Genomic DNA, 26,699 nt, shown 5'->3' with positions numbered 1-26,699 from the left:
TGATCACATTATTATTGCTATTCCCTGTACCATTAATATTACCAGTACCAGTTAATGTCAGGTTTTCTAGTCCAAATCCCAAGGTGAAGTTTACCGAGGAAAATACTGTATCAACACCACCTAAAGCATCGTTAAAGTTTTCCGTAACTACATCACCTGCATTATCTACATAGTATGTGTCACTGCCATCACCACCAATCAGGGTATCAGCACCTAAGCCACCCGTAAGAATGTTATTGGCACTGTTACCAATGATCACATTATTATTGCCATTACCTGTACCATTAATATTACCAAAACCAGTTAATGCCAGGTTTTCTAGTCCAAATCCCAAGGTGAAGTTTACCGAGGAGAATACTGTATCAACACCACCTAAAGCATCGTTAAAGTTTTCCGTAACTACATCACCTGCATTATCTACATAGTATGTGTCACTGCCATCACCACCAATCAGGGTATCAGCACCTAAACCACCATCAAGAATGTCATTGCCATTACCACCAATGAGGGTATCGTTGCCATTACCACCAATGAGGGTATCGTTGCCATTACCACCATCAAGAATGTCATTGCCATCACCACCAATGAGGGTATCGTTGCCACCGTAGCCGTAGATGAAGTCATTTGCAGGTGTTCCCACTAAATAGTCATTTCCATTTGTGCCAGGTATGGTAGTCATATATTTGACCTTGATTCTGTTAAAAAGGTATTTATACAACTCATCTATTGCACAACTTAAGGTGATATGTCAACCGTGGGACTGACCAATTCTTTTTCCATCATCCCCCAAAAGCCTCTCCTCTTGACAAAATTCTTTCAGGCTTAACTTGTCACCAATGTACTCACCCTGAAATTTCAGACTTTTGAAAAAACTCAAATTATGACCTTGTAAAGTATAGTCAAGAAAAATGAACAATTATTAGAGATAATAACTGTACATAAAACAGCGGATAGATGCACCATGTCACAATTAGAAAAATTCTTGAAAATGGCAGAAGATGAACTAACCGAGTACAGCACTGATGCCAGGAAGATAGAAAAACTACGCAGGAAGATAAGTTTATCCTTATCACTAGTACAACAACGGCAAATGAAATCGGAATTATTAGCTACAATGCAATCTAGTAAAATTGCAGAAATAGTAGAGGAACAAAGACAAGCCGCAGCCTTACCATTTTGGGGTATTGCTGGCTTGGGTTTATTATTAGGAATTTCTCTGAATCAACCTATCGGTTTATTAGCAGCCATAGTGGGGACTGTAGCAGCTTTTAGAATCCAAAAATGGGGTTGGCAGTTACAAGCAAAACGTCTATTGTTACGCACCTTGGAAGATATAGAGGAACGTATTACTCAACCGAGTAAATAAGGTTACATAGGTTTGTGTATGAATGAAACTCAAAAATCAGAGTCAGAAACCTGATCTATACGGAAAAAACAGTAATCAGGAAAAGTGGCGACTGGTTTTTGGTATCCTTTACTGATTACATAGATTACCAAAATACTAGATAAAATCTAGACAAGGCTTATGTCCTTGCTAAACTAACAATTGTTACTTTGAGACATCGGTTATTACTAAAAGAGTATTGATGGAGCTATTATGACCAAGTATGATAAAATATTTCAGTCAAAAAAAATCTCACAAGAATCATTGAGTCCAGAAGAAGCGGTAGCAGCTATAGGTGTAATTACCGGAATAGTTGATTCTTCCATTGAAGACTTAGATGCAGAAAGTTTAGCAGGTATTCTCTGGGAATTTGAGGTTTTTAATGAATACTCAGCCGAGGAAATGCTAGAAATAGTTGATAGACTGGTAGCGATCGCCCAAGATGAAGGACTAGGGGCATTATTTAACACCGCCAACGCCAGCCTTGTAGATGAAATAGTATTAGATGCCTTTGCTGCTGGGGTAGTATTGCTTTTAGACGACGAAACCCTAACTATTCCCACACCAAAACAGCCGTACATCAAACAACTACAACAAGCCTTAGAACTAGAAGATATAGAAGCAGAAGAAATGATCAAAGAAATCATAGCTGCAATAGAAGAAGCAGAATATCAAGAAGAATATGTAGACATAGAACAGGAAACAATATTATTAGATGAATTTGGGCAAGAAATATATCAATCACCTTTGGGTAATTTTATTGTTCCCATACCAGTTACCCCAGAACAGGGAGGAAAAATTCAAAGTCAAGAAGGAATAGTTAGCTTTTCTGATGATGTTGGAACTTTACTGAGAATTGATTATTATCCTCTTCCAACCGAACATTTAGCAACAATGGAATCTCAGGGACAGGAAACATATCTCCACTCTATTTTAATCGAAAAATATTTACCACAAGCCATTTTTGTTAATGTCCCAGGTGCAGAAATCAAGTATACAGAATATTTACAAGATACCTTAAAAGGTTATTATTATGTATTAGTTGATATGCCCAAAGGCTCAACAATTTCCAAACAAGAAACTAACGGCAATGCCATTAGATTAGATGCTTATCGGGGTTTGTTAGCTTTCATCAATGGTGACTTCTTGTATATAGTTAGCAGTCAGCGGACATTTTTCAATGGTGATAGTCCCGGTCCTATTTTGGATGAAGCAGAGGATATTAAACAGAATATTTTAGAGTTTATCGAGACGATGGAGTTTAGTGAGTAGGTGACAGGTGACAGGCTTCGCCGTGAGCGTCAGCCGAACAGACAAATATTACAAAATGCCTTTCCCTAGTACCCTACGCTTTAATGCTACTATTCGAGGTCTTGCACCTTGACCAGAAAAACCTAAACCTTCTCGAAAAATTTCCGGCATATAAAATCGCGCTATTTCCTCTTTTTCTTTATCTTCATAAATTACCCCCATTTCTTCTAACATTCTTACAGTTTGCTGATCCATGTTGAACTGCTCGACAGCAAAAGGTATTTTTCTTTCAGAAGCAGGAGGAAGTTGTTCATCTACCCATTTTTTAAAAGCTGGATATTCTTCTGTAGCTTCTCTCACCTTTTCTTCACTACATGGTTTTAAAGCTCGGCGAATAGCTTGAGGAGGTAATAGTCGATTTGTATACCACTTTTCAAAGTTTACATCTTTAGCATTATCTAATGTAATCTTAGCTGCATAATGCAAAAAGCGCACAATATCTCTCGCCTGAAGTTTACCCTTAAAATCAGTTAAAGCTGCAAATACCCAAGAAGCTGTATATGCTTCTTTAGATTTTTCAGTACCCAGAGTTTTACCCCATAAATTTTCTAATTCAGTAATCAGATTTTCTTTAGTTATACTATAAATATTGCCTTTTTCTGCCCCAATAACATTAGATTCACTACAAATCCAATAAGCTAACCTCAAGAAAGATTCGTGATTCCAATATAAATCATAGGAACGGTAAAGATTTTCAAATTGTCCTAAGTTTTGAGTAATTGTATATCTGAGAAAATCACGACGCAAGAAAATGATTATACCCAGGTGAGATTGCCTAATTTCTGATAATTTCTTCGGTAAATCATCAATCAACGCTTTTAAAGCTATACGCTGTTTTTCATTAGCAGCAATATCAGAGAAAATATCTTCTAATCCATCAAACAAAAAGATAATTTTTAATTCTTTATTTCTTAAATATTGATTTATATTACTCAAAGTATGAGGATTATCTATATTTTCACTCATGCCAATTGATTTGGCAATTTCACCAACCCAGAATTGAGTCCATCGTGGTTCATTCCAATCTTCAATATCTAGTGTGTTCTTGATCCTATCTACATATTCGGAATGTTTAAATTCAGGAACATGATTATCTAATGCTATTCTTGTCTCATTTCTAGCTTCACTGATGACAGTATTAGCATTTTCTTTGAGTGTACGTGATTCCAAAAAAGGAAAAATATGTGTTTGAGTAACAGTTTCATTAATTATTTCATGAGAAAGTTTACTAATTGTATTAATAAACTTTTCCCAATATTTAAACCGTGCAAGCTGAATATAATTAAATGTTTTTCCTGCTCCTTTTGCTCCAATTGATATTACATGAGGTAATTCATCTTGAAAATTAGTTGCCAAATTTTGCCAAGGTTCTGTGATTAGTAAATCTTCCCCTTCTCCCGATTCAGCATATTCATACTTTTGACATAAATCTCTTAGTTTGGTTACTTCTTGTTTTTGACGTGATTTTATTTCTTCTATATTTTCCGTAATTTCTTGATCCTCAATGACTAATTGCTGATTTGCCCAATTTAGAGCATTTTCTCTTACCGTAGTTCCTCTAACTTTGATCTTGCATCATCCCAATTATTGATATACAATAGTTCCTCAGCAAAATAGGCTTCTTTAATTTCTAGTCTTTTCTCATTTGATAATTTATCATCTTTATCTTGCCCATAAGCATAAACTAAGTCTGTCACAGCATTGTTAAAATTTGGTAATTCTTTAAATTCTTCTTTTAACATACTAATAATTATAGTTGGATCATAGTATGTTTTATTTTTAACTTCTGCTTCTGGTGGTGCAACTTTACCAATTTGTTTTAAAACCAGACTTGTACCTTGAATAGATTGATCATTAATAGTTGTCACCAAAAAACGCTGTATTCGAGGATCAAAAATTATCGGACTTGAGATTTCACTTAAACCTGCTCTCAAATCAATAAAAATATAATCTACTGCCAAAATTGCACCTAAACTATAAAGAGCATTCCCATATTCCCAAACTCCATCTATACCTCTTACCAAATGTTCAGGTAAAATAGGAGTATCTAATAAGTCTTCGTCTTTAAGAAATGCTGGTAGGAAATATATACTAGATTGTCCTTCATTTTTAGCTGATTTTTTTACCTCTTTGGCAAATAATGACAGAGCTTCTTCTCTATCAATCGGTGAATAATGATAAACCTCTAAAAAATTAATAAATGAAACTTCTGGTTTTTGGCTTTCCGAAGCATTCCAATATGTAAGGCCAGGAGCTTCTAAATCAGCATCTATCACAAGTATTTTGATCGGTTGATTTAACTCTTTAGCTCTATCTAGTAAAGCGAAAAGATGCGCTGCTAAATTTAAAGTTCTCCCCACACCACCTTTAAAAGAATAGAAGGCTATTAAATTACAGTTATTAGGGGACATTGCTGGCAGTTTAACAACCTGCTGAATGGCATTTTCTGTTTCTGATTCACTTTTCAAATATGCAATTTCTTCCCAAAAAGGACGAATTTCAACATCAGTTATATAAGGTTCTTCACCAATGATAAATTCTACAGGTAATGTTGCATCTCCAATATCTATAAAAATCAAGGATTCTTCTTTTTGATACCAGTCTTTAAACCAATTCTTTAAATGATGAATAACTGTATCTTGATCTTCTTCTGTGGAAAGATATATTTCCAAGCTATCCGAGTAACAACGTATTTTTAATATTCCTTCTGGTAGATTAGTACCGTAGCTGGTTTTTTGACGAATAATTCTTATGACATCGAGCCAAGTAAATAATTTTATTTTTTTTAGTTCATTCATAATTTGTCAATTTTCTTTGCAATCCATTTTGATATTTCTAACAGTTTATTTTCTATATATTCATCGGTTTGTGGTTTTTCTTCTTTTTTAGTAATTATACCAATAATATTTGCGCCATATCTCCATATTTGGTTAATTTGTCCACTATCTAATCTTCTCTTTTCTTGTTTATTCTTTTTATTATTCCTTTTATCGGGTATATCCTCTATCCGTATTTCAGGTAGTTTTAAGTCGCCTTGTGCTTCTACACAATCTAACATATCATTGATATTATGTCCGCATTCAATAATTTCTTGGCATAAATCCAAATCAGTGCGAGGACAACGCTTTTTTTTCATGAAAATTGCTTTAAGACCACATTCGACGGCATAAAATAATAATAACCGATGGGCATTGGTATGAGGTTGAGGTGTTTTGTAATAAGCAGATATATTTCTCAGCCAAGCTTTCTCCATTTCCTTGTCTGTAAAAGGTATTTTTGCCATTAAGTTATTTTGATTTCCTGTAATTAAAGAATTTCCTCAATTATTCTAAGTCAAAATTGCTCCCCCCATTAACCGCGTATACCTATACTGCAACTCATCCCGCATCAGAGTCCAACGCGCTAAACTCGCATCCATATCAATCACCTTCTCTGCTGCTTGTCGCGCTAACAGCAACACATCCTCATCTTCTACCAAACTAGCCAAAGTAAAATCCGCTACTCCAGATTGTCTAGTCCCCATCACTTCCCCAGGACCACGAAAACGCATATCCATTTCCGAGATAAAAAACCCATCCTGAGACTGTACCAGCACCATCAACCGTTGTTGTGCATCAGGACTTCTGGAACTACTCATCAACAAACAATAGGACTGCGCTGCACCCCGTCCCACACGCCCCCGTAATTGGTGTAACTGTGATAACCCAAATCTTTCCGCGTGTTCAATTAACATCACCGTCGCGTTAGGAACATCCACACCCACCTCTACCACCGTAGTAGAAACTAAAATCTGAGTTTCATTATCCCGGAATTTATTAATAGCTTCCTCTTTTTCTGCGGAAGTCATTCTTCCATGCAATAACCCCACTTGAAACTCAGGAAAAACGCTTTCTTGTAATTTTTGATGTTCATCTATTGCAGAACGCAAATCTAATTTTTCCGACTCTTCCACCAAAGGCAAAACTACATAAATCTGCCTACCTTGGGCAATTTCTCTTCTTATTAAATCATAAGCTTGGGGTCTTTGTTGACCAGTTAACAAAGATGTTTTAATTGCTTGTCTTCCTGGTGGTAATTCATCAATTTGACTCACATCTAAATCACCATGAACTGTTAAAGCTAATGTTCTAGGAATAGGAGTTGCAGTCATGGTTAAAACGTGGGGTTGTTCACCTTTTTGCTGTAATTTTGCCCTTTGTTCTACCCCAAAACGATGCTGTTCATCAATGACAACTAAACCCAAACGTTGAAAATTTACCTTATCTTGAATTAACGCATGAGTTCCCACTAAAAGAGGTAATTCACCTGTTTCTAACTGAGAATGAATTTCTCTTCTTTTTGCTGTTTTTGTTGAACCTGTTAATAATTCAACTGGTAAATGTAACAGGTTAAACCAACTAACTAACTTTCTATAATGTTGTTCTGCTAATACTTCAGTGGGAGCCATCAAAGCTGCTTGATAACCAGATTGAATTGCTGCTAAAATCGCCACCACAGCTACCACAGTTTTACCCGAACCTACATCACCTTGAACTAAACGATTCATGGGTGTAGGTTTTTGTAAATCATTGAGAATATCGTTAATAACTCTTTGTTGAGCATTAGTAAATTTAAAAGGTAAAATCTCGTTAAATTGTTCTAATAATTTGCCTTTTGGTGCTAAAATCGCACTTGTTTGAATTGCCTTGGCTTGTTTCTGACGTTGTAATAAACCCAGTTGTAAATAGAAAAATTCATCAAATACTAAACGCCGACGAGCATATTTTAAAGTATCACTATCTTTAGGAAAATGAATATTAGGAATTGCATCTTTTAATTCCATTAATTCATATTTTTTTCTTAAACCAACTGGTAAGGGATCTTTTAAATTTGCTGCCGCAGGTAAAGCTGCCATTACCGCTTGTCTGACGGTATTTGCAACAACTCCTTCCGTTAAACCATAAATCGGTACAACCCGCCCAATAGTAAAAGATTCTATCGCATCACCAGGATTTGCTAATACTTCTATTTCGGGATTATCTAAGGTTAAACCATATTTACTGGCTTTCACTAAACCACAAGCAGCCACCACACTACCCACAGCATAACGTCGTTTTAAACTTTCTTGCCAACCACGACTACTAAATCTAGCACCGGCATAAAATCTACTAACTTTTATTTGTCCACTTTTATCTTTTAATAATAGTTCTAAAATTGATAACTTTTGATTTTTAGGACTGGTAAAACAATTACAACGCTTAACTTCGGCGATGATAGTTACTGTTTCACCTCCTTGTAATTCTTGAATGTTAACTTGACGAGCATAATCAATATAATCACGAGGATAATAAAACAGTAAATCTCTCACTGTTGATAAATCTAAACGAGATAAATTTTCTGCTCTCTTGATGCCAATTTCTGGTAAATCGCTGAGTTTTTGCTCAATTTTTGGCGCTAGTCTCCGACTGGTTTCAGTCACAATAGGAGTTGTTTTAACTGTTTTTGTTGAATAATTTTTTTCCTGGGTTTTAATTTCCTGGGTTTTAATTTCCTGTTTTTTGATTTCTTGTTTTTTTATGTCTTGATGTTGCTGTTCACCCGATTCTAATTGTTGTTGTAATTGATAAAGATAGGTTTTAACTTCAGCAACTAACTGCTGTCTAATTTCTACTGCTAAATCTGGATATTCAGCAAATTGAAAGGCGATATGATGCCAGCGCGATCGCTCTTTTGCTGGTAAACTTTGAGGAAACTTCCCAAAGGTTAAACTGAGAAATTCACTGAAGCGATATTGTCTACCCATCAAATCTACAAACCCATTTTCAGCCTCTACCGCCAAGGCTTTATCCAATCTTATCCAATCGGGAGTATCATTAGTCATTAGTCATTAGTCATTAGTTGTTAGTCATTAGTTGTTAGTCATTAGTTGTTAGTTGTTAGTCATTAGTCATTAGTTGTTAGTTAATTCTACCCAATCACCAGTCACCAGTCACCAGTCACCTATAAGTTAGTCCTCAAACCAACTCGCACGCCAAGCCGCTTCCGCTTCCGCAATTTTCAATTCTCTGTGTTTCTTTTGATATTCTTTTCCTAATTTATTCAGTTGCAGTAAAATATTACGAATTTGTTTGCGTGCTGACAAGAGTGTGTTATCAGCAAATTCAATGTCTCCTAGTCGCAAGTTCAGGGTTATCAGCTGTGTCAAGCTAGAATCTTCTGATTCATCGTCACTACTGATTTCAATTACTAAATTTAATAGATTAGGCGGACCCGGTATCACTTCCCCAGAAGCTTCTGAAACTGCTGCTGCGGCTGCTGCTAAAATCGGTTCTGGTAGTTTTTTCGGTAAAATTCCCACTTTTTGAATTAAAGAATTGGCATCCTGGGAGACTTTTCTCAGGGTATTCTGAATTCCTTCCTCTAAATCTTGATGCCATTGTGCCACTTCTATGGGGTTGGAAGGATCTAAATATTTTTGCTTTTCTATTTTCGATTGAGGATCGTTTTTACTGTCTTCAGTTTCCTCAGTTTCCTCAGTTTCCTCAATTTCTTCAGTTTCCTCAAATTCCTCGGTTTCTTCAGCTTCTTCCGTATCTCCACCTTGAAGATAAACAAGCAACTGTTGTGCGCCTTTTTGTCCTAATTTACGAATGCCTTGTTGCAATTGTTGTCGCTGATTCAGTGACAATTTGAGAAATTTATCAGGATATCCTTGAGTACAAACGTGATAAACTGCCAAAATTAACTGTTTTTGTAAAGCTTCACCCAGGATAGTTAAATAATTGACATAATTGCTGTGGAGTTCTGTGGCGATCGCTCTAATCGCTTGTTTTATGGCTGTGATATCCTCTTCTATTCGCTCAATTGCTCTGGCCATATCTTCCTTTTTTTCTCCACCTGAATTGTATTTTGCAGTGAAAATAATTATCCAGATTATCTAGAGTTTTGAATTACTCCAATTGTAATAATAATTGTCAATAAAATACAGGTCAGCAAAATTTGCCAGACCTGTGATTTTACAAATATCAGTTATCAGTTATCAGTGTCATCAACATTCATTTTACCATAAACTGTCTGACCTGTCTACTGTGTACTGATTTAATCATTAGTCAAAAATCTTTAGTCCAGCAGCTTCAGTTAATAACATACTATTAATAACTAACTACTGACTACTGACTCATAACTAAATTACTTAGCGCCATTACTTAGTGCTATTACTTAGCGCCCATTTGAGCAGCTACTTCTTCAGCAAAGTTACTTTCTTGTTTTTCAATGCCTTCACCCAGTACATATCGCACAAAGCCATGCACTGTAATGTCTTCACCGACTTTAGACTGAACTTGCTTCACTAAGTCTGCTACAGAAATGCTTTGATCACGGATATAAGGTTGATCCAACAAAGTTAATTCTTTTAGGCGTTTTTCAATCCGTCCTTGAACAATTTTTTCTCTGATGTTCTCTGGTTTATTCGCCAAGTCTTCCTTACCCATTTCAATGTCCTTTTCTTTTTGGACAGTTTCGGCAGGAATTTGGTCTACACTAACATACTCAACATTGGGGCAAGCGGCAACTTGCATTGCTGCATTTTTAGCAAATTTTTTAAACTCTTCGTTACCAGCAGCATCGTCTGTTTTAGCGATTACTTGCAGTAACACACCTACTCTACCACCAGTGTGAATGTAGCTGTCTACTACTCCTGGTGTGTCACCAAGAGAGAAGTTTACAAAGCGTCGCACCTGGATATTTTCACCCAAGGTAGCAATACTTTCTTTGATAAATTCATCTACAGTTACTTCTGCCTTTTCAATGTAAGGTTGAGCCAGCAAAGACTCAACACTATCCGCAGTCGCAGCTTGTTGTGCTAGATTCTTAACTAAAGTTTTAAAAGCGTCGTTACGGGCAACAAAATCAGTTTGACAGTTGACTTCTATCAGTACACCCACCTTACCATCAGGTTGAATGTAGGTGTCTACTAAACCTTCTGCTGCCACGCGATCGCTCTTTTTACCCGCTGAAGCGATGCCTTTTTTACGTAGCCAGTCTATAGCTGCGTCGATATTGCCATCATTTTCCTTCAGCGCCTTTTTGCAGTCCATCATGCCGGCACCAGTTTTTTGGCGTAGCTCTTGGACGAGTTTTGCAGATATTTCCGCCATGTTGCCTCAATTCCTATCCTAACTTGACCTAGAGTTATAATCGCTCACGGGTGTTGAGTATTTCTATCTTACTCAGGGCTGTTGACATTCCCCACGGCTAGAAGCCGGGGGATTCTTGCTTCAAAGGAATTCCAAGAAATTTACCCTCAGCAAGCATCACCGTCTGCCCGACGGCTGCAAGTCCTCTGATGAGAACTACGTACAGAAAAGCGATGAATTTTAAATTTAGCCTCTGCCAATTTTAGATTTTCGATTGGCTGCACCACAAACAGATGCAGCTTAGACATTGGAAATGAACGATTTGAGATTTGTTGCACCCAAAACAACGGGCTTTTCCCAAAAAATCCAAAATCCAAAATCCAAAATCCAAAATTGTTTAGTCCTTATTCTTCGTCGTCATCGCTCATCATTGAGTCAGTGTACTCACTTTCATCGTAGTCGTACTCTTCCTCAGCGCCTTCGTAATCTTCGTAATCTTCTTCTACTTCCAGCTGACCATGACGGCCTTCATAAATAGCATCTGCTAATTTACCAACAATCAGTTTAATCGATCTGATGGCATCATCATTGGCTGGGATGGGAATATCTACCACATCTGGGTCACAGTTTGTATCTAACATAGACACAATGGGAATACCCAGTTTTTGGCATTCTTGAACAGCGTTATATTCCCGACGTTGGTCAACAATTACCACAATGTCAGGCACTTTCCGCATATTTTTAATGCCGCCCAAGTATTTTTGTAGCTTCGCCATTTCCCGACGCAGCATTGACGCTTCTTTCTTAGGCAATAAGTCTAATGCGCCATTTTCTTCCCGACGTTCTAAATCTTTTAGACGTTCTGCTCTAGTTTTAATGGTAGCCCAGTTGGTGAGCATTCCACCCAACCAACGCTGGTTAATGTAGTGAGAACCACAACGGTTAGCTTCTTGAGCAATAATTCCCGCTGCTTGGCGCTTTGTACCCACAAACAAGAATTTTTTACCTTGTTCTGCTTGTGTCCGCATATAGTTGTAAGCATCATCCATCAACTGCGCGGTTTGCACCAAGTCGATGATGTGTACACCATTGCGAGCAGTGTAGATGTAAGGAGACATCTTAGGGTTCCAACGTCGGGTTTGATGCCCAAAGTGAACACCTGACTCCATCATCTGAGCCAAAGAAACGACTGGCATATTTTATAGCTCCTATTCGGGTTAAACCTCCATCCAGGCGTATTTCCACAGCGGAAACACCCGAATCCCCGGATGTGCGGAATTTAGACAACTATACTAGGGTAGCACAATTGTGGCAATTTTGCAGAAATGTTTTGAAAGAAGGAGTTCTAGGAGTCAGGAGTTCTAGGAGTTCAGGAGTTCAGGGAGTCAGGAGTTCAGGGAGTCAGAATTTTTAAGAAATTGGTTAATTATCAAATAGCTGTTTTTGGCACAAGTCTAAAAAAGCTGACTAATAACAACAAAAATCAGCAAATAAAAGAAATTATGTGAATAAAATTCAAACAATAAAATTCAAACATCTTCATATTAAGATAAATATTTTTGTTTCTAAATATGGTGAATTTGATTTATAATAAAAATGTCAATTATCTTAAATTAAAGGTAAAAATACATGAGCATAATTAAACCACCCACAGCAATTGATTTTGATCCTGCCATTGTCGCCAAAGATAAAGATGATCAACCTATCTTAATGATAGATGTGAGATTTTCCGCCATGTATGCTTCTCCCGAACTGAATATATTAAAAATGGAAAAATACCAAAATATTCCTTTTTTGATGTTTGCTAACTCCGATGTGATCAGAATCTTTAAAAGTCCGAATTTTGCAGAAGTTTCCAGATTAGAAACCAAAAAAGTTTTAGGATTTTATAGTCCAAAAAGTATTGAAGGAATCATCTATCAATTTACTTTAATCACTTTACTTCAATCCTGGTTAAGAGATTTAGATTATCATTGGAAAAGTGAAAATCCTCCTTACATTGAAGAAATGAAAGAAATTGGTTTATTTGCTCTTTTGGATGATATAACTACAGAGGAGCTACAATTATTATGATAATATTATGATAATTATTTATTTGGAAACTAATTCCATTATGGCAATTGCCAAAGGAAGAAATAAAGAATTAGAAGATTTTGTTTATCAGTCTTCAGATAAACTCAAGTTTGTGATACCGAGTATTTGCTTGATGGAAACCCTAGTAGCAATAGAAAGAGAAGAAAAACGTAGTCAATCTTTTTCTCAAACTATTCAAATAGAGATGAATGAAGCAAAAAGAAATAAAGAATTATCTAACTCTACCTCTTTTGTCAACTACTTAGAAAGTTCCTTAATTGATTATGATGACATATTAACTGATTTTAGAAACCGATTTTTGAAGATTCTCGAATATCTGAAAAATCATGGTGAATTGATTGAACCCAGAATTGAAATGTTGGAAAGTACCTTAAATACTCCTTTAATACCTGGTAAAAATCAAAAGCGAGATGATTTTATTTTACAGGTGATTTTAGCTCATGCTCAGAATAATTTATCAATGTCGAAGGTATTTTTTAGTGAAAATACTAAGGATTTTGGTAAGACTAATATTCAACAGGTATTAGCTAATGTGGGAATTAATTATTTTAGTAAAGTATCTAATTTACAGGGATGGTTAAATCAACAATAATAAATGTTATAAGGGTGAAAATGTCAAACAAGATTAAGTTTCACCTTGATGATAATTTTACACACATAATAGTTATGTGACAAAAAATAGGAGTTTGATTTATGACTAATTCTAGCATTATTCGTCAAGAAATATTAAAACAAATCAGCCTCATTCCTGATGAAAAATTGAGTTATGTATTAGAGTTTATTCAGAAAATAAATGTTGCTGATCAACAGACTAATGAAAATGATGAAGATGTAGATGATGAATTGTTAGATATGAGTGCATCTGCATTACAAGATTATCTTACAGGAAAAGATAAAGGAATTTCATCTCAGGAGTTAAAGCGTCAATTACTAGGAGAAGATTTTGCTTGATTATATTATCTTAAAACCTGCCCAAAAATATCTTGAACGATTAAGAGTTGAAGATCAAGTAAGAATTATTCGTGCGTTGGATGGTTTAATCACAGGAACAGAAAATCTTGATATTAAACCATTGAAGGGTAGAGAAGAAAGTCGTTTAAGAGTTGGTAAATATAGGATTTTGTTTATTGAGGATACTGTTAATCAATTATATGTGATCATGGCTATTGGTGCGCGGTGAGATGTTTATAAATAAAGGGTTTTTATGGTTGATAAAAATTATTAGCTATGGAAAGAGGAGGAAGTTGTAATTTATATTTAAGTGTAGTTAGTTGGGTTTTCTAACGTCAACCCAACCTACAAATGATCACAGCAATAGAAAATCAAAGCTGTGTAATTTTGATTAGTCAAGAAAAATGCCAAGAACTGATATCCTTAGATGATGAAATTTACCCCATTCATTCCTTAGAATTATCAGGTTTAGGTAATGCAGCTACAGAAATATTAAAAAATCAAAGATTGCAAAATCAAGAACATTGGTTAAACCTAATAAACTTATACGAAACTCATCCTCGATATTTACAATATATCAGCATTTTAATAAAAGATGTATTTCAAGGTGAAATTGCAGAATTTATCCAAGAAAACAATTTAATCTTAACAGAAGATATCAAATCAAACATCCTCTTAACCTGGGATAGATTAACCAATATTGAAAAACAAACACTATTAAAAATCAGTCAAATTGATAATTTAACAGATACCCCATCTCTCAAAAATTACTTAACAGAAGCATTAGAAAAATCTTACCCCGATGCGCGTAAACTTGCCATAAAAGAAGGTAAACTGGCTAAATTTGGAATTACCATACCATCAGAAAATAAATATCCTCTAACTTCTCCCTTCTCAGTAGAGCAAATTTTAGATGAGGATTTCTACCCTTAATAGAAAAATATCACACTTCTTCTATTATATCCCTTCTTCTCTTCTTTGCGCCTTTGCTCCTTTGACTCTTTGCGCGAAACAATCATTTATTCATCATCTCACCATAAGCCTGATAAACCCCCTTCACATTATACCAATTCAAAAAAATCCGCGCAATTTCCAAAGCTAACTGCGGCTTACCCAAATTAATCAACCATTGCAATAAAGGGGCGCTAGTTCTTTCATTAAACAAACCATTTAAAGAAAGCATACCCCATAACAAACGATGAAACAGAGTCATTTGAATCATCATTTTCACTTCCCAAGTGGGATGTTTCTGATAAAACAAAACTCCCATCCTTCCCCGTTGAATTTCCTTATCAATTAAATTATCAATTTGTTGTAAACTAAAGGGTGGATGCCAATGATAACCCACAGCTTGAGGACATTTAATTAATTGCAAACCCAAATTTTTCAACCTTACACCTAACTCTAAATCTTCCCATCCATATAGTTGAAAACCAGTATCAAACAAACCTGCTTTTTCTAACCAATGTTTAGGAATAGCCACATTACCCGTAGCAAAAAAAGCCGCAGAAAAATCTGTGATTTTATAAGGTTCAGAAGTGGGATTTTCAAAATTACAAGTATTAATTACCGCACCGTAGGTAAAAAAAGCGTCGTTTCCTAATTTCTCTCTTCCTTGCAATAAAGCATTACTATGAGCTTGTAAGAAATTAGACAAAACCACTAAATCACTATCAATAAAAATAATCGTATCACCCGCAGCTTTTTCTACACCCAAATTTCGCGCCGCCGCAGGACCAGCATGATCCTGTTGAAAACACCGCACATGAGGAAACTGATCTTGATGTTCAGCTAACCAGTCTAAAGTCCCATCGGTAGAACCATCATCCACTAAAACAATCTCATACCCTTCTACAAGAGTTGTATCCTTGAAATTCTGTACTTCTAAAGCGCGGAGGCACTTCTGCAAAATTGGCAACCGATTATAAGTTGGTATAACAACACTAAAAAACACTGTTTCACCCATATCACTAAACAACTCAAAATTAAATGTTAAATAGAATTAATGTTAAATAGATTTTTGCCCATATTTTAGATATCTAGCATAGGACAAACCTGGAATTTTGAGCTTGGCATACTACATGAGAATTAGAGAAATATATGATACTTTACAGGGTTATTACAGAAAATTTACCCAAAAAACAACATTGTGGATGTTCAAAATAGCATAAATCCCAAATTCAGGAGGTTTTACAATTTACGCTAACTCAATTAGTATATAAAATGAATTTGGATAGAAAACAAATACTAAGGCTTAGTTTAGCACCTAAAAAACTAACGCTGAATTTACACAAGTTTTTGTTCCTAGTTCCTTCTGGCAAAAAACAATGAATATACTAGAAACAATTGATACTCCTATCGGAAGCTATGCACCAGATTTTGAGTTGCCAGGAATTGATGGCCGTGTACACCATCTCAGCCGTTATCTAGAGAGTTTACGCTCAGTATGTGTAATTTCTATGTCTAACCACTGTCCTTATGTAGAAAAGTATATAGACAGGCTGAAAAAAATTCAAACGGAATTTTCACCTAGCAGCTTTACACTCATTGGACTAAATGGTAATGATGTGAATCCTGGGGAAGATATCAACCTTGGATCAAACTTTGAAGATATGAAAGTTTTTGCCCAGCGCCATGAACTAAATTTTCCCTACCTATGGGACACAACACAAGATGTAACTCGTAGCTTTGGTGCTGTTAGCACACCAACGGCTTTTTTAATTGATAATGAAGGGATTGTGCGCTATAAAGGACAAATTGACGAACACCCTCAAGATCCATCAGCGACTGGGGAAGATTTTTTAAGAAATGCGATCGCCTCTTTATTTGAAGGTCAAGAAATCCAGCCAGCACAAACCCCACAACTGGGAACGCCATTAGTATGGCGAAAATAACGCAGAACTAGACACAGATTGCCACTGTACTGCTATCTTAAATTGGAGGCAATTGCAACTTATTTGATAAAATAAAACGTAACTTCATGGGAACGAATTACCGACGGGTTTTACTTAAACTGAGCGGTGAAGCCTTGATGGGCAACATGGGCTATGGCATTGATCCAGAAGTAGTCAAGGGAATAGCCGAAGAGTTGGCAGAGGTGGTAGCCACTGGCGTTCAAGTCGCTATCGTAGTTGGCGGTGGCAACATTTTCAGAGGCGTTAAGGCAGCATCAGCGGGAATGGACAGAGCAACCGCTGACTACATAGGAATGATTGCCACGGTAATGAATGCCATGACGCTACAAGACTCGCTAGAAAGGATAGGAATACAGACGCGGGTACAAACAGCGATCGCTATGCAAGAATTAGCAGAACCGTATATTCGTCGTCGTGCCATCCGTCATTTAGAAAAAGGACGGGTGGTAATTTTTGGTGCTGGTTCAGGAAATCCCTTCTTTACCACAGATACCACTGCGGCATTAAGAGCAGCAGAAATAGAAGCAGAAGTGATTTTTAAAGCCACCAAAGTAGACGGAATCTACGATGCTGACCCCACTATTTATCCTGAAGCCAAACGTTACACAACCCTCACTTACGCCCACGTTTTGGCTGAAGATTTGCGAGTCATGGATAGTACCGCAATTGCCTTATGTAAAGAAAATAATATTCCCATTCTGGTATTTGACCTAACAACGCGAGGAAATATTCACCGTGCAGTAATGGGAGAATCTATTGGCACTCTTGTGGGAGGTTCTTGTGAAATTAGCTGAAGCTGAAAGTACGATGCAAAAAACCGTTGAGGCTACTCAACGAGCTTTTAACACCATTCGCACTGGCCGCGCCAATGCGAGCCTACTCGATAAAGTACAGGTGGACTACTACGGTTCACCAACACCTCTAAAATCTCTGGCCAACATTTCCACACCAGATGCCTCAACCATTCTCATTCAGCCTTATGACAAGAAGAGTCTGAATATGGTGGAAAAGGCAATCTCCTTGTCAGATGTCGGTTTAACCCCCAGCAATGATGGTTCTGTAATTCGTTTGAACATCCCACCTTTGACATCTGACCGTCGTAAAGAATTTGCTAAACTCGCTGCTAAGTATGCCGAAGAAGGTCGAGTTGGTATTCGCAATATCCGTCGTGATGCTCTTGACTCAATTCGTAAACAGGAAAAAAACGCGGAAATTTCCGAAGACGAATCACGAGATCAGCAAGATAAACTACAAAAACTAACCAACAAATATACAGCGAAAATCGACGACTTGCTGGCAGAGAAGGAAAAAGACATTACAACCGTCTAAATTGGGGACTGGGGACTGGGGACACTTCGACAAGCTCAGTGCATCGCTGGGGACTGGTGATGGGGTTATTAACCTCCCCTGCTCCCTGCTCCCTGCTCCCTGCCTCCTACCTATTCCCTATTCCCTTATTTATGTACGAATGTATCATTGTTGGTGCTGGTCCGGCGGGTGGATCAGCAGCTTATCATTTAGCCAAACAGGGACGCTCAGTATTAGTTTTAGAAAAAGCATCTCTGCCCAGATATAAACCTTGTGGTGGTGGTGTGTCACCAGCGATCGCTCAATGGTTTGATTTTGACTTTAGCCCTGCAATTTCCGTTAAAGTAGACTCCCTGCGCTTTACCTGGAAACTAGAAGATCCTGTAGAAGCCAAAATCGGCATCAAAGAACCAGTCTGGATGGTGCGGCGAGATGTATTCGACCATTTTCTCGTTCAACAAGCTCAAAAACAAGGGGCAGAACTACGAGACAATACAGAAGTTACAGGTATTGAGTTTAAAAGTGATTATTGGCAAGTTAACACGGCTAACGGACAAGTCACAGGTCGCTACTTAATTGCTGCGGATGGTGTTAAAGGTTCAATGCCCAAATGGCTAGGTTTCAAAGACCGGAAACGTCGTTTAGCAGGAGCATTAGAAGCAGAAATTCCGGCAAATGTAGAGAATAAATCCACAATTCACTTTGAGTTTGGTTTAGTCAAAAACGGTTATATCTGGAATTTTCCCAAAGCTGACGGTTACTCTCTCGGAGTCGGAACGTTTATTGGTGGCGAACCCCAGGACTTTAAAAAAATTTTGGATGAATATGCCAAATATTTTAATGTAGATATTAAAACCAGCAAACAATATGGTTATCCCATATCCTTATGGGATGGTAATCAAAAACTGCATACCCAAAATGCTGTTTTAGCCGGTGAAGCTGCTTGTGTTGTTGACCCCTTTACCGCAGAAGGTATTCGCCCCTCAATTTTTAGCGGTGTCCTAGCCGCACAATTCATTAATGAGGCGCTTAGTGGTGATATCAACGCCTTGGAAAACTACACTGAGGCTATTCATGAACAATGGGGTTCAGAAATGGCTTGGGCGCAAAAATTAGCTGGCGCATTTTATCGCTTCCCTGGTATTGGCTACAAAGTCGGTGTTAAACGTCCCTCTGGCGCTCAAACTATGGGTAAAATCCTTTGTGGTGAATTGCGATATGGTGATGTAGCTGGTCGCGCTCTAAAACGTTTAATTCCTGGTTTTGGGGGTTAGGTAATTGGTAATTGGTGATTGGTGATTAGTTTTTTCCTACCCAATGCCTAAATCTCAACAAACCACCAAAGAATTATTCCTGTTACCAGAACACACAGAACCCCAGCTAATCCGGCTAGGGGTTTTTTGTTTTTACCTGTAACCCATTCTGAGACTTTCCCTGTATAAGTTATTAATCCTGCTGTATCTATGGTAGCGATCGCCCATACCCAACCCGCATGAAGTCCCCAAGCTATCCCCAAACTACCACCATCAGCTAACCTGGCCAATACCAAAACCATTCCCATCAGCCATAACCCAGGTAGTTGCGGTATCGTTTCTTTTTGTTCCCAAACCAAATGCAGCAAGGCAAAAATCAAACTAGAAATAATCGCTGCTAACCAGATCGGGTAGTCTTTCTCCAGGGTTATCAATAAAAAACCCCGAAATAACAACTCTTCTATCCCACCTACAAACAAAGCCACCAAAGAAATTGGTAGCAAAATTCCCGGAATTAATTTAATATTTGATTTTTCTAAATAGCACCAACCTAGCCAAAATTGACAGGTAAACACTATCACCAGTCCCAACACACCTAAACCCAAACCCAGCCACAAAGAACGCAAAATAGAAATATTCCCCACCAAGCCATAATTAGCAAAAGACCCCAGTCCTAACCAATTAATTCCCCAGAGAATGAAAGGTACTAATAGATAGAGAGATACCAATAAAGGAATTTTTTGCTCTGGCTGTAAAGGTTTATTAAGCTGCAAATTAAGTATGAAGGCGGATATCGCTGCTAATGGCAACCAACATACTACCCAAACCATAAAAAAAGCCATGACAAAAAACACTACTGGCGCATTTTTTAGCAACGCCAGTAATGTATTATTGACTGATGGCTCTATTAGTGAAAAGAAAACAGACGAGAAAATCACGATAGATTTCTAGCTCCCAGAGAGTTCTTGCTTATCCTTCAAAACTCTACTAGAATTGGTGACGCATACAAAATGTCAAATCTTATTTTGTTGTATGAACAAACCTTTAAACTACAAATACTATTTATTTGTAGGTGTAGGGAGGTGTAGGGATAAGAAAGCAAAGATTTATTTACAACTTACCCCTACTCTCAGAGAAATTTATTCCTCCTCTTCATTTTCTAAATCAGCTTCATCAGCTTCCACATCGGATGATGTCAATTTTTTATCACTTTCACCAAGTTGAATCAAGTGAATATGCTTGTAACCTAACCGAATTTCAAACTCATCACCAGGTTTTAAACCCATTGCTTTGGTATAGGTAGCACCAATCACGATTTGACGATTTTGATGAACACTAACCCGGTATGTCGGTTCGCGACCACGTCCATCTTTAGGAGATTCTGGACTCAGAGGAATACCTCTAGCTGACAACAAAGCATCATAAAAATCGGTGAGATTTACACGCACCTGATTATTCTTGGTAACGGTGTAATAGCCGCACTGCTTCGCTCTTTCTCGGCGTGGTAAATTAGAAAGCTCTTTTACTTTAGCCAGCAGTGCTTTTCCTGTTAATGGGGCGGTTGCAGTTTCTGTCATTATGTTCAAAATTTCCTTAATCTCTTGAAACAGTTCATCAATGTAGCCTGATTTTTACATTTGGCTTTTTAGCCAATGTCCAGAGCTACTGAAGACTTGAGGGTGAAGTGTGAATTCCTGCTGATATGATCAGCCCAAGTATCTCTATATATGGTTTTCCATATTCAATTAGAGATCATGGTTGTCACAGAATTTTATTCCGTTGATTGTACGGCATTTTTAACCATCATTCGCCATGAGAAAGAAAAATATTTTAATCTTTTGGCGCTAGTGTAGTGGTGTAATTTTAAGCCACCTTTACAAATCAGGTTAGTTCTACTCCTAAAAAGTTGTAGATACAATAAATTGCAGGTTTTTCATTTTCAGTGCTTGCCTTTCTTGCTCTTGAGTTGTAGGTTTGTACCCACTCGTCATTTCCAGCTTAGGACAGCATAGTATTTGCTGATGGTCTTAGAGACATACACCCTTGTGTCCAGCCGATAGAGACACAAATTTTCTTGTCTCTACATTACGAATCAACAAAGCAGTAGCAGCCGGACTTGTACGGACTTTGGTACTGGTTTTGTGACTTCGTAATTTCATATTAAATACTATCATGAACCAATAATAGCAAAATATTTGTTGAATTTAAAAAACAATTTGCAAATTATTTTTTTTTCAAATCACTGGAGTTGGGGAGAGAAAAAGGAGTAAGGATTTTACTCTGGACTGATGGTCTCATGAGTATGGAGTCAAGACTTTTATAAAAGTTTATATAATTAGGCGAGACGTTTTGAGTGAGTGACTTAAATCTAGGTTTTCTTGATGGAGATCAGACAAAAAGCCCCTGGTATTTTTCACCCTGTTTATTAGGAGCAGGGAAAATATCGCCGATTATTCTCCACGTCTGTCTAGGGGAAGAATCAATTTACCACATCTATCCCTTGCTTGATAGCCATAACCAAATAATTGTCCGCCGCTTTAACACTTCTATATATTTAAAAAATTTTTATTTCGCTATTACTGGAAGACTTTTTACAAACAGGACTAAACTAAAGAAGTCTCAAGTGTAGAGGATAAACCAGTGAAGGGTATATCCCTCACCTCTTGTCAGAGAAAAGCAAAAAAATATTTGACAAATTGAACTTCCATGCCTAAGCTGCATTTGCTCAGGTAAACACATCGCTATGTTAAACACCTGCTAATACTGCTCAGTTCACAAAACCAGGAGGTCGCTTTGCTGGAGGCGGTTTTTGTCACGGGGATTTATCACGCCTCCCACAACTTTGAATGAAGTCCGTTTTGAGACTCGATTGTTTCGATAAATTTCACTGACTGCACTTCTACAACTAAAATTTTAATGGTTATCCTTGAACTGGAATCATAAGCGCCTTCAGCATCAGCTTATTAGCCACTGAAGTTAAATAACGGGCTAATTTTTGACAACAACCTGCTTGTACTCATTATTTTGGCAGCAGGTAAGGCAATTTTTAGAATTTGGTTGGTAATATATGGAAGTTGTTTTTAAGATTATTCGCCAGCAGCAAAACTCTCACCCTGTTGTCCAAACTTATCCTTTACAGGTAGAACCAGGTAATACAATACTTGATTGCCTAAATCGGATCAAATGGGAACAAGATGGAACTTTAGCATTTCGCAAAAATTGCCGCAATACTATTTGTGGTAGCTGTGCTATGCGAATTAATGGACGTTCAGCTTTAGCCTGTAAAGAAAATGTTGGCAGCGAACTAGCTAGATTGCAAAAAATTTCATCATCTTCATTATCGACAAACCATAATCATACCATTAATGAAATCACGATCGCTCCTTTGGGAAATATGCCCGTGATTAAGGATTTGGTCGTAGATATGAGTAGTTTTTGGGATAATTTAGAAGCGGTTGCACCTTATGTCAGTACAGCAGCGCGACAAGTACCAGAAAAAGAATTTTTGCAAACACCACAAGAGCGATCGCTTCTCGATCAAACAGGTAATTGTATTATGTGTGGTGCTTGTTATTCAGAATGCAACGCCCGTGAAGTTAATTCCGATTTTGTAGGTCCCCACGCTCTCGCCAAAGCGTACCGCATGGTGGCAGATTCCCGCGATAGTAACCAAGAAAATCGCTTGGAAAATTACAACGAAGGAACTAAAGGTGTTTGGGGTTGTACTCGTTGTTTTTATTGCGACTCTGTTTGTCCAATGGAAGTTGCACCATTAGAACAAATTACCAAAATTAAACAAGAAATTCTTGACCGCAAAAAAGCCAGTGATAGCCGTTCCATTCGTCACCGCAAAGTATTGGTTGAGCTAGTTAAAGCAGGTGGTTGGATTGATGAACGTCAATTTGGTATCCAAGTAGTTGGTAATTATTTCCGTGATTTAAAAGGATTACTTAGTCTTGCACCTCTGGGTTTACGGATGTTAGTCAGGGGTAAATTTCCCCTCTCCTTTGAACCCTCAGAAGGTACTCAACAAGTGCGATCGCTCATTGAATCAGTTAAATCTGGTGATTGGTGATTGGTGATTGGTGATTGGTGATTGGTGATTGGTGATTGGTGATTGGGTAGTAATTTATAATTACGAATTATCAATTATCAATTATCAATTATCAATTACCTTGGGTCTTGGGGGATATTCAATTTTTGTCCAAACCTGTCATACAGTAAAATATCCCATTGCCCATTATTGCTATACTCAAACGCAATTCTACTACCATCAGCACTAATTGTAGGATTGCGGACTTCTGCTTGCAGATTAGCAGTTAAATTTCTGGATTGTCGAGTTTCTCGATCATAAAGAAAAATAAAGGAGCGCCCCTGACGACTCCCAGCAAAAACCACAAAACGACCATCTTGAGTCACAGAAGGATGATCAGCAATAGTATCAAAAGAATTTAAACCTAGTAAATCTACTAGATTTCGTGTAACAGTATCAAACATATAAATATCCTGGCTACCGCGACGATTAGTAGTAAAAACAATATATCTGCCCGAAATTTGCGGATTTAACTCCGAAGCTGAACTGTTTAAACCGCGACCACCGGGATCAAAGGGATAACTTAATATACGCGGATAACCAAAACACCCAGTTAACAAAGTTGAACTTAATAATAAAAATAAAAGTAATTTGTCATTAGTCATTAGTTATTAGTCATTAGTTATTAGTTATTAGTTATTTTTCCCAGTCACCAGTCACCAGTCACCAGTCACCAGTCACCTATCACCAGTCACCGTTGCACCATTAGGAATATCTAATTCTACAGTGGGTCCTCGGTCTAAAACTTCAATATCCCATTGTCCACGACTGGCAGATTCAAACACTATATAACGTCCATCAGGACTGATATGAGGATTTCTGATCCAGCCGCGATAGGTAGGAGTAATGATTTGTGATTGTTTCATAGCGCGATCATAAAGTGCTATCACTGGTCTACCTTGGTCACTCGTGAGGTAACAAATATAACGACCTGTGTAGCTGAGACTGGGACTTTCAGCAACAGTTTCTCGTCGGTTTAAACTGGGAGTGGGAATAAAACTTTGGGTTTCCAAGTCGTACATCAACAATTGCTGATTACCATTACGATTAGAGACAAAGGCCAAAAAGCGTCCGTTGCCACTCAAAGCCGGTTGTTCCTCAGTATAACGACTGTTTAGAGAATAAACCCCAACCGGAATCTCACCAGCACCACAAGACACAAGCAACCCACTGAGGCTAAAAATTAGGCTCCAACGAATACGCTTTTGGAGCCACAATACAGATGTAAATTTTTTCACATCAACCGCTTTCCGTCGCCCTTGAAATTACCATCAGCTAAATGTTTTAAACATCATCAAAGTCATTGGTATTACCTGAATCCTCATTGGGAGTTTCCAGAGGTTTATATGGTACATAATCAGTAGGTATAGCCTCATCTTCATTCCTTTCTCTGCGAGAAGGTGAATCAGCAGATGGACGACGTTTTCTAGGTCTAGGTGTAACATCATCCTCACGGATTTCTGGGCGTTGAGGTCTGTTATTACTGCGACGTGACGGTTTTCTTACTTCCTCTTGGGGACTTTCCCAGTCATCAACTTCCTTAGAAACAGAACCCCAATTTTCTTGTTCAAAACTATCACTCTTGAGACTTACGGAACGTCCAGAACTCGGACGACGTTTCCTTTCGGCTGTTTCTGGTTTTTCCCTGCTACTGCGGCGTTCTGTTCGTCGTGGGGGTTGTTCCTCATAATAATTATCACGGCTGGAACGATCATCTCGGCTACCACGAATCCTGGGACGTGGGGGACGTTCTTCTTCTTCCTCTTCGTAATAAGGTAGCGGTTCTAAATCGGCATCCATTTCCGCTTGATAATTACGGCGATCAGAGTAAGAATATTTTCTGCTGACTTCTCGCTCATCATCCACAATGGGAGTATTGCGTTTCGCTTGTTGAGTAGCAATACTTCGCAGACGAATACTTTCAACAGCAAAAAATACAGTAGAACCAACTAACAGCAACTGACCAAACTGCAAAATCGGGTCAAGTCGCCATCCTTGGAAGATGAGAATAAAACCACACAGTAAGCCAACCGCCGCAAAAAAGATATCTTGATCTCGTGACAGTTCCGGGCGCACGGTGCGAAGAAAATATAGTGCTGCCCCAGCCACAGCCAGGAAAATTCCTAGAACACTGGCTGAGTTAGCCCCAAAATTTACCTGAGCCAAAACACTGGCTGAGTTCAGCCCAAAATTTATCATTGCTCTTTTCCCAATATCACATCTATGTTAGCGAGTCATCTAATTTTGCATTTTAGATTTTGGATTTTAGATTTACCACACGGACTAATCCGGGGACTTGTAGCATCAATTATTGCTAACAATTAAAATTACTATTTTAACTATTGACAATATATTTAAGCTTCAAAGCATCTAGCAAATAAGCTCTGAAGCTGTTTACAATTTTTGGTGATAGGTGACTGGTGATAGGTGACTGGTGATTGGGGAAAAGGTGATAGTTGATAGTTGATAGTTGATAGTTGATTGGGAAATATCAAATTGATTACCCAGTCCCCAGTCCCCAGTCTCCAGCGATGCACTGAGCTTGTCGAAGTGTCCCCAGTCTCCAGTCACCATTCCCCATTCCCCAGTCCCCAATTGCTTAATTGCGTTGGATTTTATCTTTCTGGCTGATGAAAATTAAACCAACAGTAGCGGGGATGACCACAATAGCAGTACCCCAAAGGAGACTCCAAAGAAAATTTGCTAAAGAGGGTGTCATAGTTCTCAACCTTTTTTTTTACATAATTCATTTTAATTTTAATGGTGTATCAGTTCCTTGAGAAGCCAAGAAAACTTTTCAGCTATTATTTTCTGAGGCCAGAAAATGCCGGCATTTAGTTAAGATGGGAGTGAGAAGGCTTTACAAAGCTTAAAATTTTCTAGATTACACTACCACTTGTTGATTTTTGGAAAGACGGTAACTTAAAGCTATGACAGGTGTTAACTTAACTACTTGGATTCTTGGACCCTTGTTGGGTGTGATGATTTTTTTGTTTATTTTCCGCATTATTCTCACTTGGTATCCTCAAGCAAATCTTAACCGTTTACCTTTTAATCTCATTGCTTGGCCAACTGAACCATTTTTAATGCTGTTAAGAAAGGTAGTACCTCCTATTGGTGGGGTTGATATCACTCCGATTATTTGGGTGGGTATTTTCAGCTTAGTTAGGGAAATTTTATTGGGTCAGCAAGGATTACTAACCATGATGGCGCGTGTTAGTTAGGAGGCAGGAGGCAGGAGGCAGGAGGCAGGAGGCAGGAGGCAGGAGGCAGGAG

At 37.8% G+C, this 26,699-nt stretch carries 31 protein-coding genes; 13 read left to right on the top strand and 18 right to left on the bottom strand.

Annotation, left to right across the window (positions count from 1 at the left end; genetic code table 11):
- Window positions 1-679: calcium-binding protein (locus PN497_RS16540; protein ID WP_272110707.1), on the bottom strand; the 679-nt coding region annotated here is incomplete at its 3' end.
- 282 nt (window positions 680-961) lie between these two features.
- On the opposite strand from PN497_RS16540, the gene PN497_RS16535 reads away from it, so the two are divergent.
- Both PN497_RS16535 and PN497_RS16530 read left to right on the top strand, forming a co-directional pair.
- Window positions 962-1,366 carry a hypothetical protein gene (locus tag PN497_RS16535; protein ID WP_096568262.1) on the top strand — a complete coding sequence of 135 codons (405 nt, stop codon included), beginning with the start codon at window positions 962-964 and terminating at the stop codon, window positions 1,364-1,366.
- Between the two features lie 231 nt (window positions 1,367-1,597).
- Complete coding sequence (locus PN497_RS16530) at window positions 1,598-2,656, top strand: tellurite resistance TerB family protein (RefSeq protein WP_096568260.1); 1,059 nt, start codon at window positions 1,598-1,600, stop codon at window positions 2,654-2,656.
- Between the two features lie 48 nt (window positions 2,657-2,704).
- Here the strand turns inward: PN497_RS16530 and PN497_RS16525 are convergent, their stop codons facing one another.
- The 8 genes from PN497_RS16525 to rpsB form a co-directional block, all read right to left on the bottom strand.
- A complete protein-coding gene (locus PN497_RS16525; protein ID WP_272110706.1) occupies window positions 2,705-4,051 on the bottom strand; it encodes a hypothetical protein in 1,347 nt (448 codons plus the stop codon).
- 188 nt (window positions 4,052-4,239) lie between these two features.
- A complete protein-coding gene (locus PN497_RS16520; protein ID WP_272110705.1) occupies window positions 4,240-5,493 on the bottom strand; it encodes a KGGVGR-motif variant AAA ATPase in 1,254 nt (417 codons plus the stop codon).
- Window positions 5,490-5,978: a hypothetical protein gene (locus PN497_RS16515; protein ID WP_096568259.1), complete on the bottom strand. Its 489-nt coding sequence runs from the start codon at window positions 5,976-5,978 to the stop codon at window positions 5,490-5,492. The genes PN497_RS16520 and PN497_RS16515 overlap by 4 nt, the downstream gene beginning before the upstream one ends.
- 45 nt (window positions 5,979-6,023) lie before the next feature.
- Entirely contained in the window at window positions 6,024-8,555 is a 2,532-nt protein-coding gene (gene recG, locus PN497_RS16510; protein WP_096568257.1) for an ATP-dependent DNA helicase RecG, read from the bottom strand.
- A 126-nt stretch (window positions 8,556-8,681) separates the two neighbouring features.
- Complete coding sequence (locus PN497_RS16505) at window positions 8,682-9,551, bottom strand: hypothetical protein (RefSeq protein WP_096568255.1); 870 nt, start codon at window positions 9,549-9,551, stop codon at window positions 8,682-8,684.
- A 337-nt stretch (window positions 9,552-9,888) separates the two neighbouring features.
- Window positions 9,889-10,830 (bottom strand): translation elongation factor Ts, encoded by a 942-nt coding sequence (tsf, locus tag PN497_RS16500; RefSeq protein ID WP_096568254.1) that lies wholly within the window; start codon window positions 10,828-10,830, stop codon window positions 9,889-9,891.
- 146 nt (window positions 10,831-10,976) lie between these two features.
- The gene (locus tag PN497_RS16495; protein WP_193942392.1) at window positions 10,977-11,117 is read right to left on the bottom strand and encodes a hypothetical protein; all 141 of its coding nucleotides are present in this window, start codon (window positions 11,115-11,117) and stop codon (window positions 10,977-10,979) included.
- A 96-nt stretch (window positions 11,118-11,213) separates the two neighbouring features.
- Window positions 11,214-12,005 carry a 30S ribosomal protein S2 gene (gene rpsB / locus PN497_RS16490; protein WP_096568251.1) on the bottom strand — a complete coding sequence of 264 codons (792 nt, stop codon included), beginning with the start codon at window positions 12,003-12,005 and terminating at the stop codon, window positions 11,214-11,216.
- Between the two features lie 433 nt (window positions 12,006-12,438).
- On the opposite strand from rpsB, the gene PN497_RS16485 reads away from it, so the two are divergent.
- The 5 genes from PN497_RS16485 to PN497_RS16465 all read left to right on the top strand — a co-directional run bounded on the left by PN497_RS16485 (window position 12,439) and on the right by PN497_RS16465 (window position 14,787).
- Window positions 12,439-12,882, top strand: coding sequence for a hypothetical protein (locus PN497_RS16485; RefSeq protein WP_096568249.1), 444 nt, complete (start codon window positions 12,439-12,441; stop codon window positions 12,880-12,882).
- A 7-nt stretch (window positions 12,883-12,889) separates the two neighbouring features.
- Window positions 12,890-13,495, top strand: coding sequence for a PIN domain-containing protein (locus tag PN497_RS16480; RefSeq protein ID WP_096568247.1), 606 nt, complete (start codon window positions 12,890-12,892; stop codon window positions 13,493-13,495).
- 101 nt (window positions 13,496-13,596) lie between these two features.
- A complete protein-coding gene (locus PN497_RS16475; RefSeq protein WP_096568244.1) occupies window positions 13,597-13,854 on the top strand; it encodes a hypothetical protein in 258 nt (85 codons plus the stop codon).
- On the top strand, window positions 13,847-14,083 hold the full coding sequence (locus PN497_RS16470) for a type II toxin-antitoxin system RelE family toxin (protein WP_096568243.1): 237 nt from the start codon (window positions 13,847-13,849) through the stop codon (window positions 14,081-14,083). Before PN497_RS16475 ends, PN497_RS16470 begins: the two co-directional genes overlap by 8 nt.
- Before the next feature lie 122 nt (window positions 14,084-14,205).
- A complete protein-coding gene (locus PN497_RS16465) occupies window positions 14,206-14,787 on the top strand; it encodes a DUF29 family protein (protein WP_096568241.1) in 582 nt (193 codons plus the stop codon).
- Window positions 14,788-14,869: 82 nt separating this feature from the next.
- Here PN497_RS16465 and PN497_RS16460 read toward each other — a convergent pair whose 3' ends face one another.
- Window positions 14,870-15,820 (bottom strand): glycosyltransferase family 2 protein, encoded by a 951-nt coding sequence (locus PN497_RS16460; RefSeq protein WP_096568239.1) that lies wholly within the window; start codon window positions 15,818-15,820, stop codon window positions 14,870-14,872.
- Between the two features lie 361 nt (window positions 15,821-16,181).
- On the opposite strand from PN497_RS16460, the gene PN497_RS16455 reads away from it, so the two are divergent.
- The 4 genes from PN497_RS16455 (at window position 16,182) to PN497_RS16440 (ending at window position 19,351) form a co-directional block, all read left to right on the top strand.
- Complete coding sequence (locus tag PN497_RS16455; protein WP_096568237.1) at window positions 16,182-16,748, top strand: thioredoxin family protein; 567 nt, start codon at window positions 16,182-16,184, stop codon at window positions 16,746-16,748.
- A gap of 86 nt (window positions 16,749-16,834) precedes the next feature.
- Window positions 16,835-17,563, top strand: a complete 729-nt coding sequence (gene pyrH / locus PN497_RS16450) for a UMP kinase (protein WP_096568235.1) — start codon at window positions 16,835-16,837, stop codon at window positions 17,561-17,563.
- A complete protein-coding gene (gene frr / locus PN497_RS16445) occupies window positions 17,550-18,098 on the top strand; it encodes a ribosome recycling factor (RefSeq protein ID WP_096568233.1) in 549 nt (182 codons plus the stop codon). The genes pyrH and frr overlap by 14 nt, the downstream gene beginning before the upstream one ends.
- A 131-nt stretch (window positions 18,099-18,229) precedes the next feature.
- A complete protein-coding gene (locus PN497_RS16440) occupies window positions 18,230-19,351 on the top strand; it encodes a geranylgeranyl reductase family protein (RefSeq protein ID WP_096568231.1) in 1,122 nt (373 codons plus the stop codon).
- Between the two features lie 47 nt (window positions 19,352-19,398).
- Here the strand turns inward: PN497_RS16440 and PN497_RS16435 are convergent, their stop codons facing one another.
- From PN497_RS16435 to PN497_RS16425, 3 genes are all read right to left on the bottom strand, one after another.
- Window positions 19,399-20,268 (bottom strand): CPBP family intramembrane glutamic endopeptidase, encoded by an 870-nt coding sequence (locus PN497_RS16435; protein WP_190650675.1) that lies wholly within the window; start codon window positions 20,266-20,268, stop codon window positions 19,399-19,401.
- Window positions 20,269-20,469: 201 nt separating this feature from the next.
- Window positions 20,470-20,907 (bottom strand): AbrB family transcriptional regulator, encoded by a 438-nt coding sequence (locus tag PN497_RS16430; RefSeq protein WP_096568227.1) that lies wholly within the window; start codon window positions 20,905-20,907, stop codon window positions 20,470-20,472.
- 450 nt (window positions 20,908-21,357) lie between these two features.
- Window positions 21,358-21,489, bottom strand: a complete 132-nt coding sequence (locus PN497_RS16425; protein ID WP_255427037.1) for a hypothetical protein — start codon at window positions 21,487-21,489, stop codon at window positions 21,358-21,360.
- 908 nt (window positions 21,490-22,397) lie between these two features.
- Between PN497_RS16425 and PN497_RS16420 the strand changes: the two genes are divergently transcribed.
- On the top strand, window positions 22,398-23,405 hold the full coding sequence (locus PN497_RS16420; RefSeq protein WP_096568225.1) for a succinate dehydrogenase/fumarate reductase iron-sulfur subunit: 1,008 nt from the start codon (window positions 22,398-22,400) through the stop codon (window positions 23,403-23,405).
- 95 nt (window positions 23,406-23,500) lie between these two features.
- Here PN497_RS16420 and PN497_RS16415 read toward each other — a convergent pair whose 3' ends face one another.
- The 5 genes from PN497_RS16415 to psbX form a co-directional block, all read right to left on the bottom strand.
- Window positions 23,501-24,028, bottom strand: a complete 528-nt coding sequence (locus PN497_RS16415) for a TolB family protein (RefSeq protein WP_096568223.1) — start codon at window positions 24,026-24,028, stop codon at window positions 23,501-23,503.
- 72 nt (window positions 24,029-24,100) lie between these two features.
- Window positions 24,101-24,661, bottom strand: coding sequence for a TolB family protein (locus tag PN497_RS16410; protein WP_096568222.1), 561 nt, complete (start codon window positions 24,659-24,661; stop codon window positions 24,101-24,103).
- A 46-nt stretch (window positions 24,662-24,707) separates the two neighbouring features.
- Window positions 24,708-25,622 carry a Ycf66 family protein gene (locus tag PN497_RS16405; protein ID WP_096568220.1) on the bottom strand — a complete coding sequence of 305 codons (915 nt, stop codon included), beginning with the start codon at window positions 25,620-25,622 and terminating at the stop codon, window positions 24,708-24,710.
- A gap of 195 nt (window positions 25,623-25,817) precedes the next feature.
- Complete coding sequence (locus tag PN497_RS16400) at window positions 25,818-25,997, bottom strand: hypothetical protein (protein ID WP_190348323.1); 180 nt, start codon at window positions 25,995-25,997, stop codon at window positions 25,818-25,820.
- A gap of 25 nt (window positions 25,998-26,022) precedes the next feature.
- Window positions 26,023-26,142 (bottom strand): photosystem II reaction center X protein, encoded by a 120-nt coding sequence (psbX, locus tag PN497_RS16395; RefSeq protein WP_096568218.1) that lies wholly within the window; start codon window positions 26,140-26,142, stop codon window positions 26,023-26,025.
- A 211-nt stretch (window positions 26,143-26,353) separates the two neighbouring features.
- Between psbX and PN497_RS16390 the strand changes: the two genes are divergently transcribed.
- Entirely contained in the window at window positions 26,354-26,647 is a 294-nt protein-coding gene (locus tag PN497_RS16390; protein WP_096568216.1) for a YggT family protein, read from the top strand.
- Window positions 26,648-26,699: the final 52 nt, after the last annotated feature.

Source organism: Sphaerospermopsis kisseleviana CS-549 (assembly GCF_028329225.1).
GTDB classification, from domain to species: domain Bacteria; phylum Cyanobacteriota; class Cyanobacteriia; order Cyanobacteriales; family Nostocaceae; genus Sphaerospermopsis; species Sphaerospermopsis kisseleviana.
This window is presented reverse-complemented; position numbering and strand designations above follow the sequence as displayed.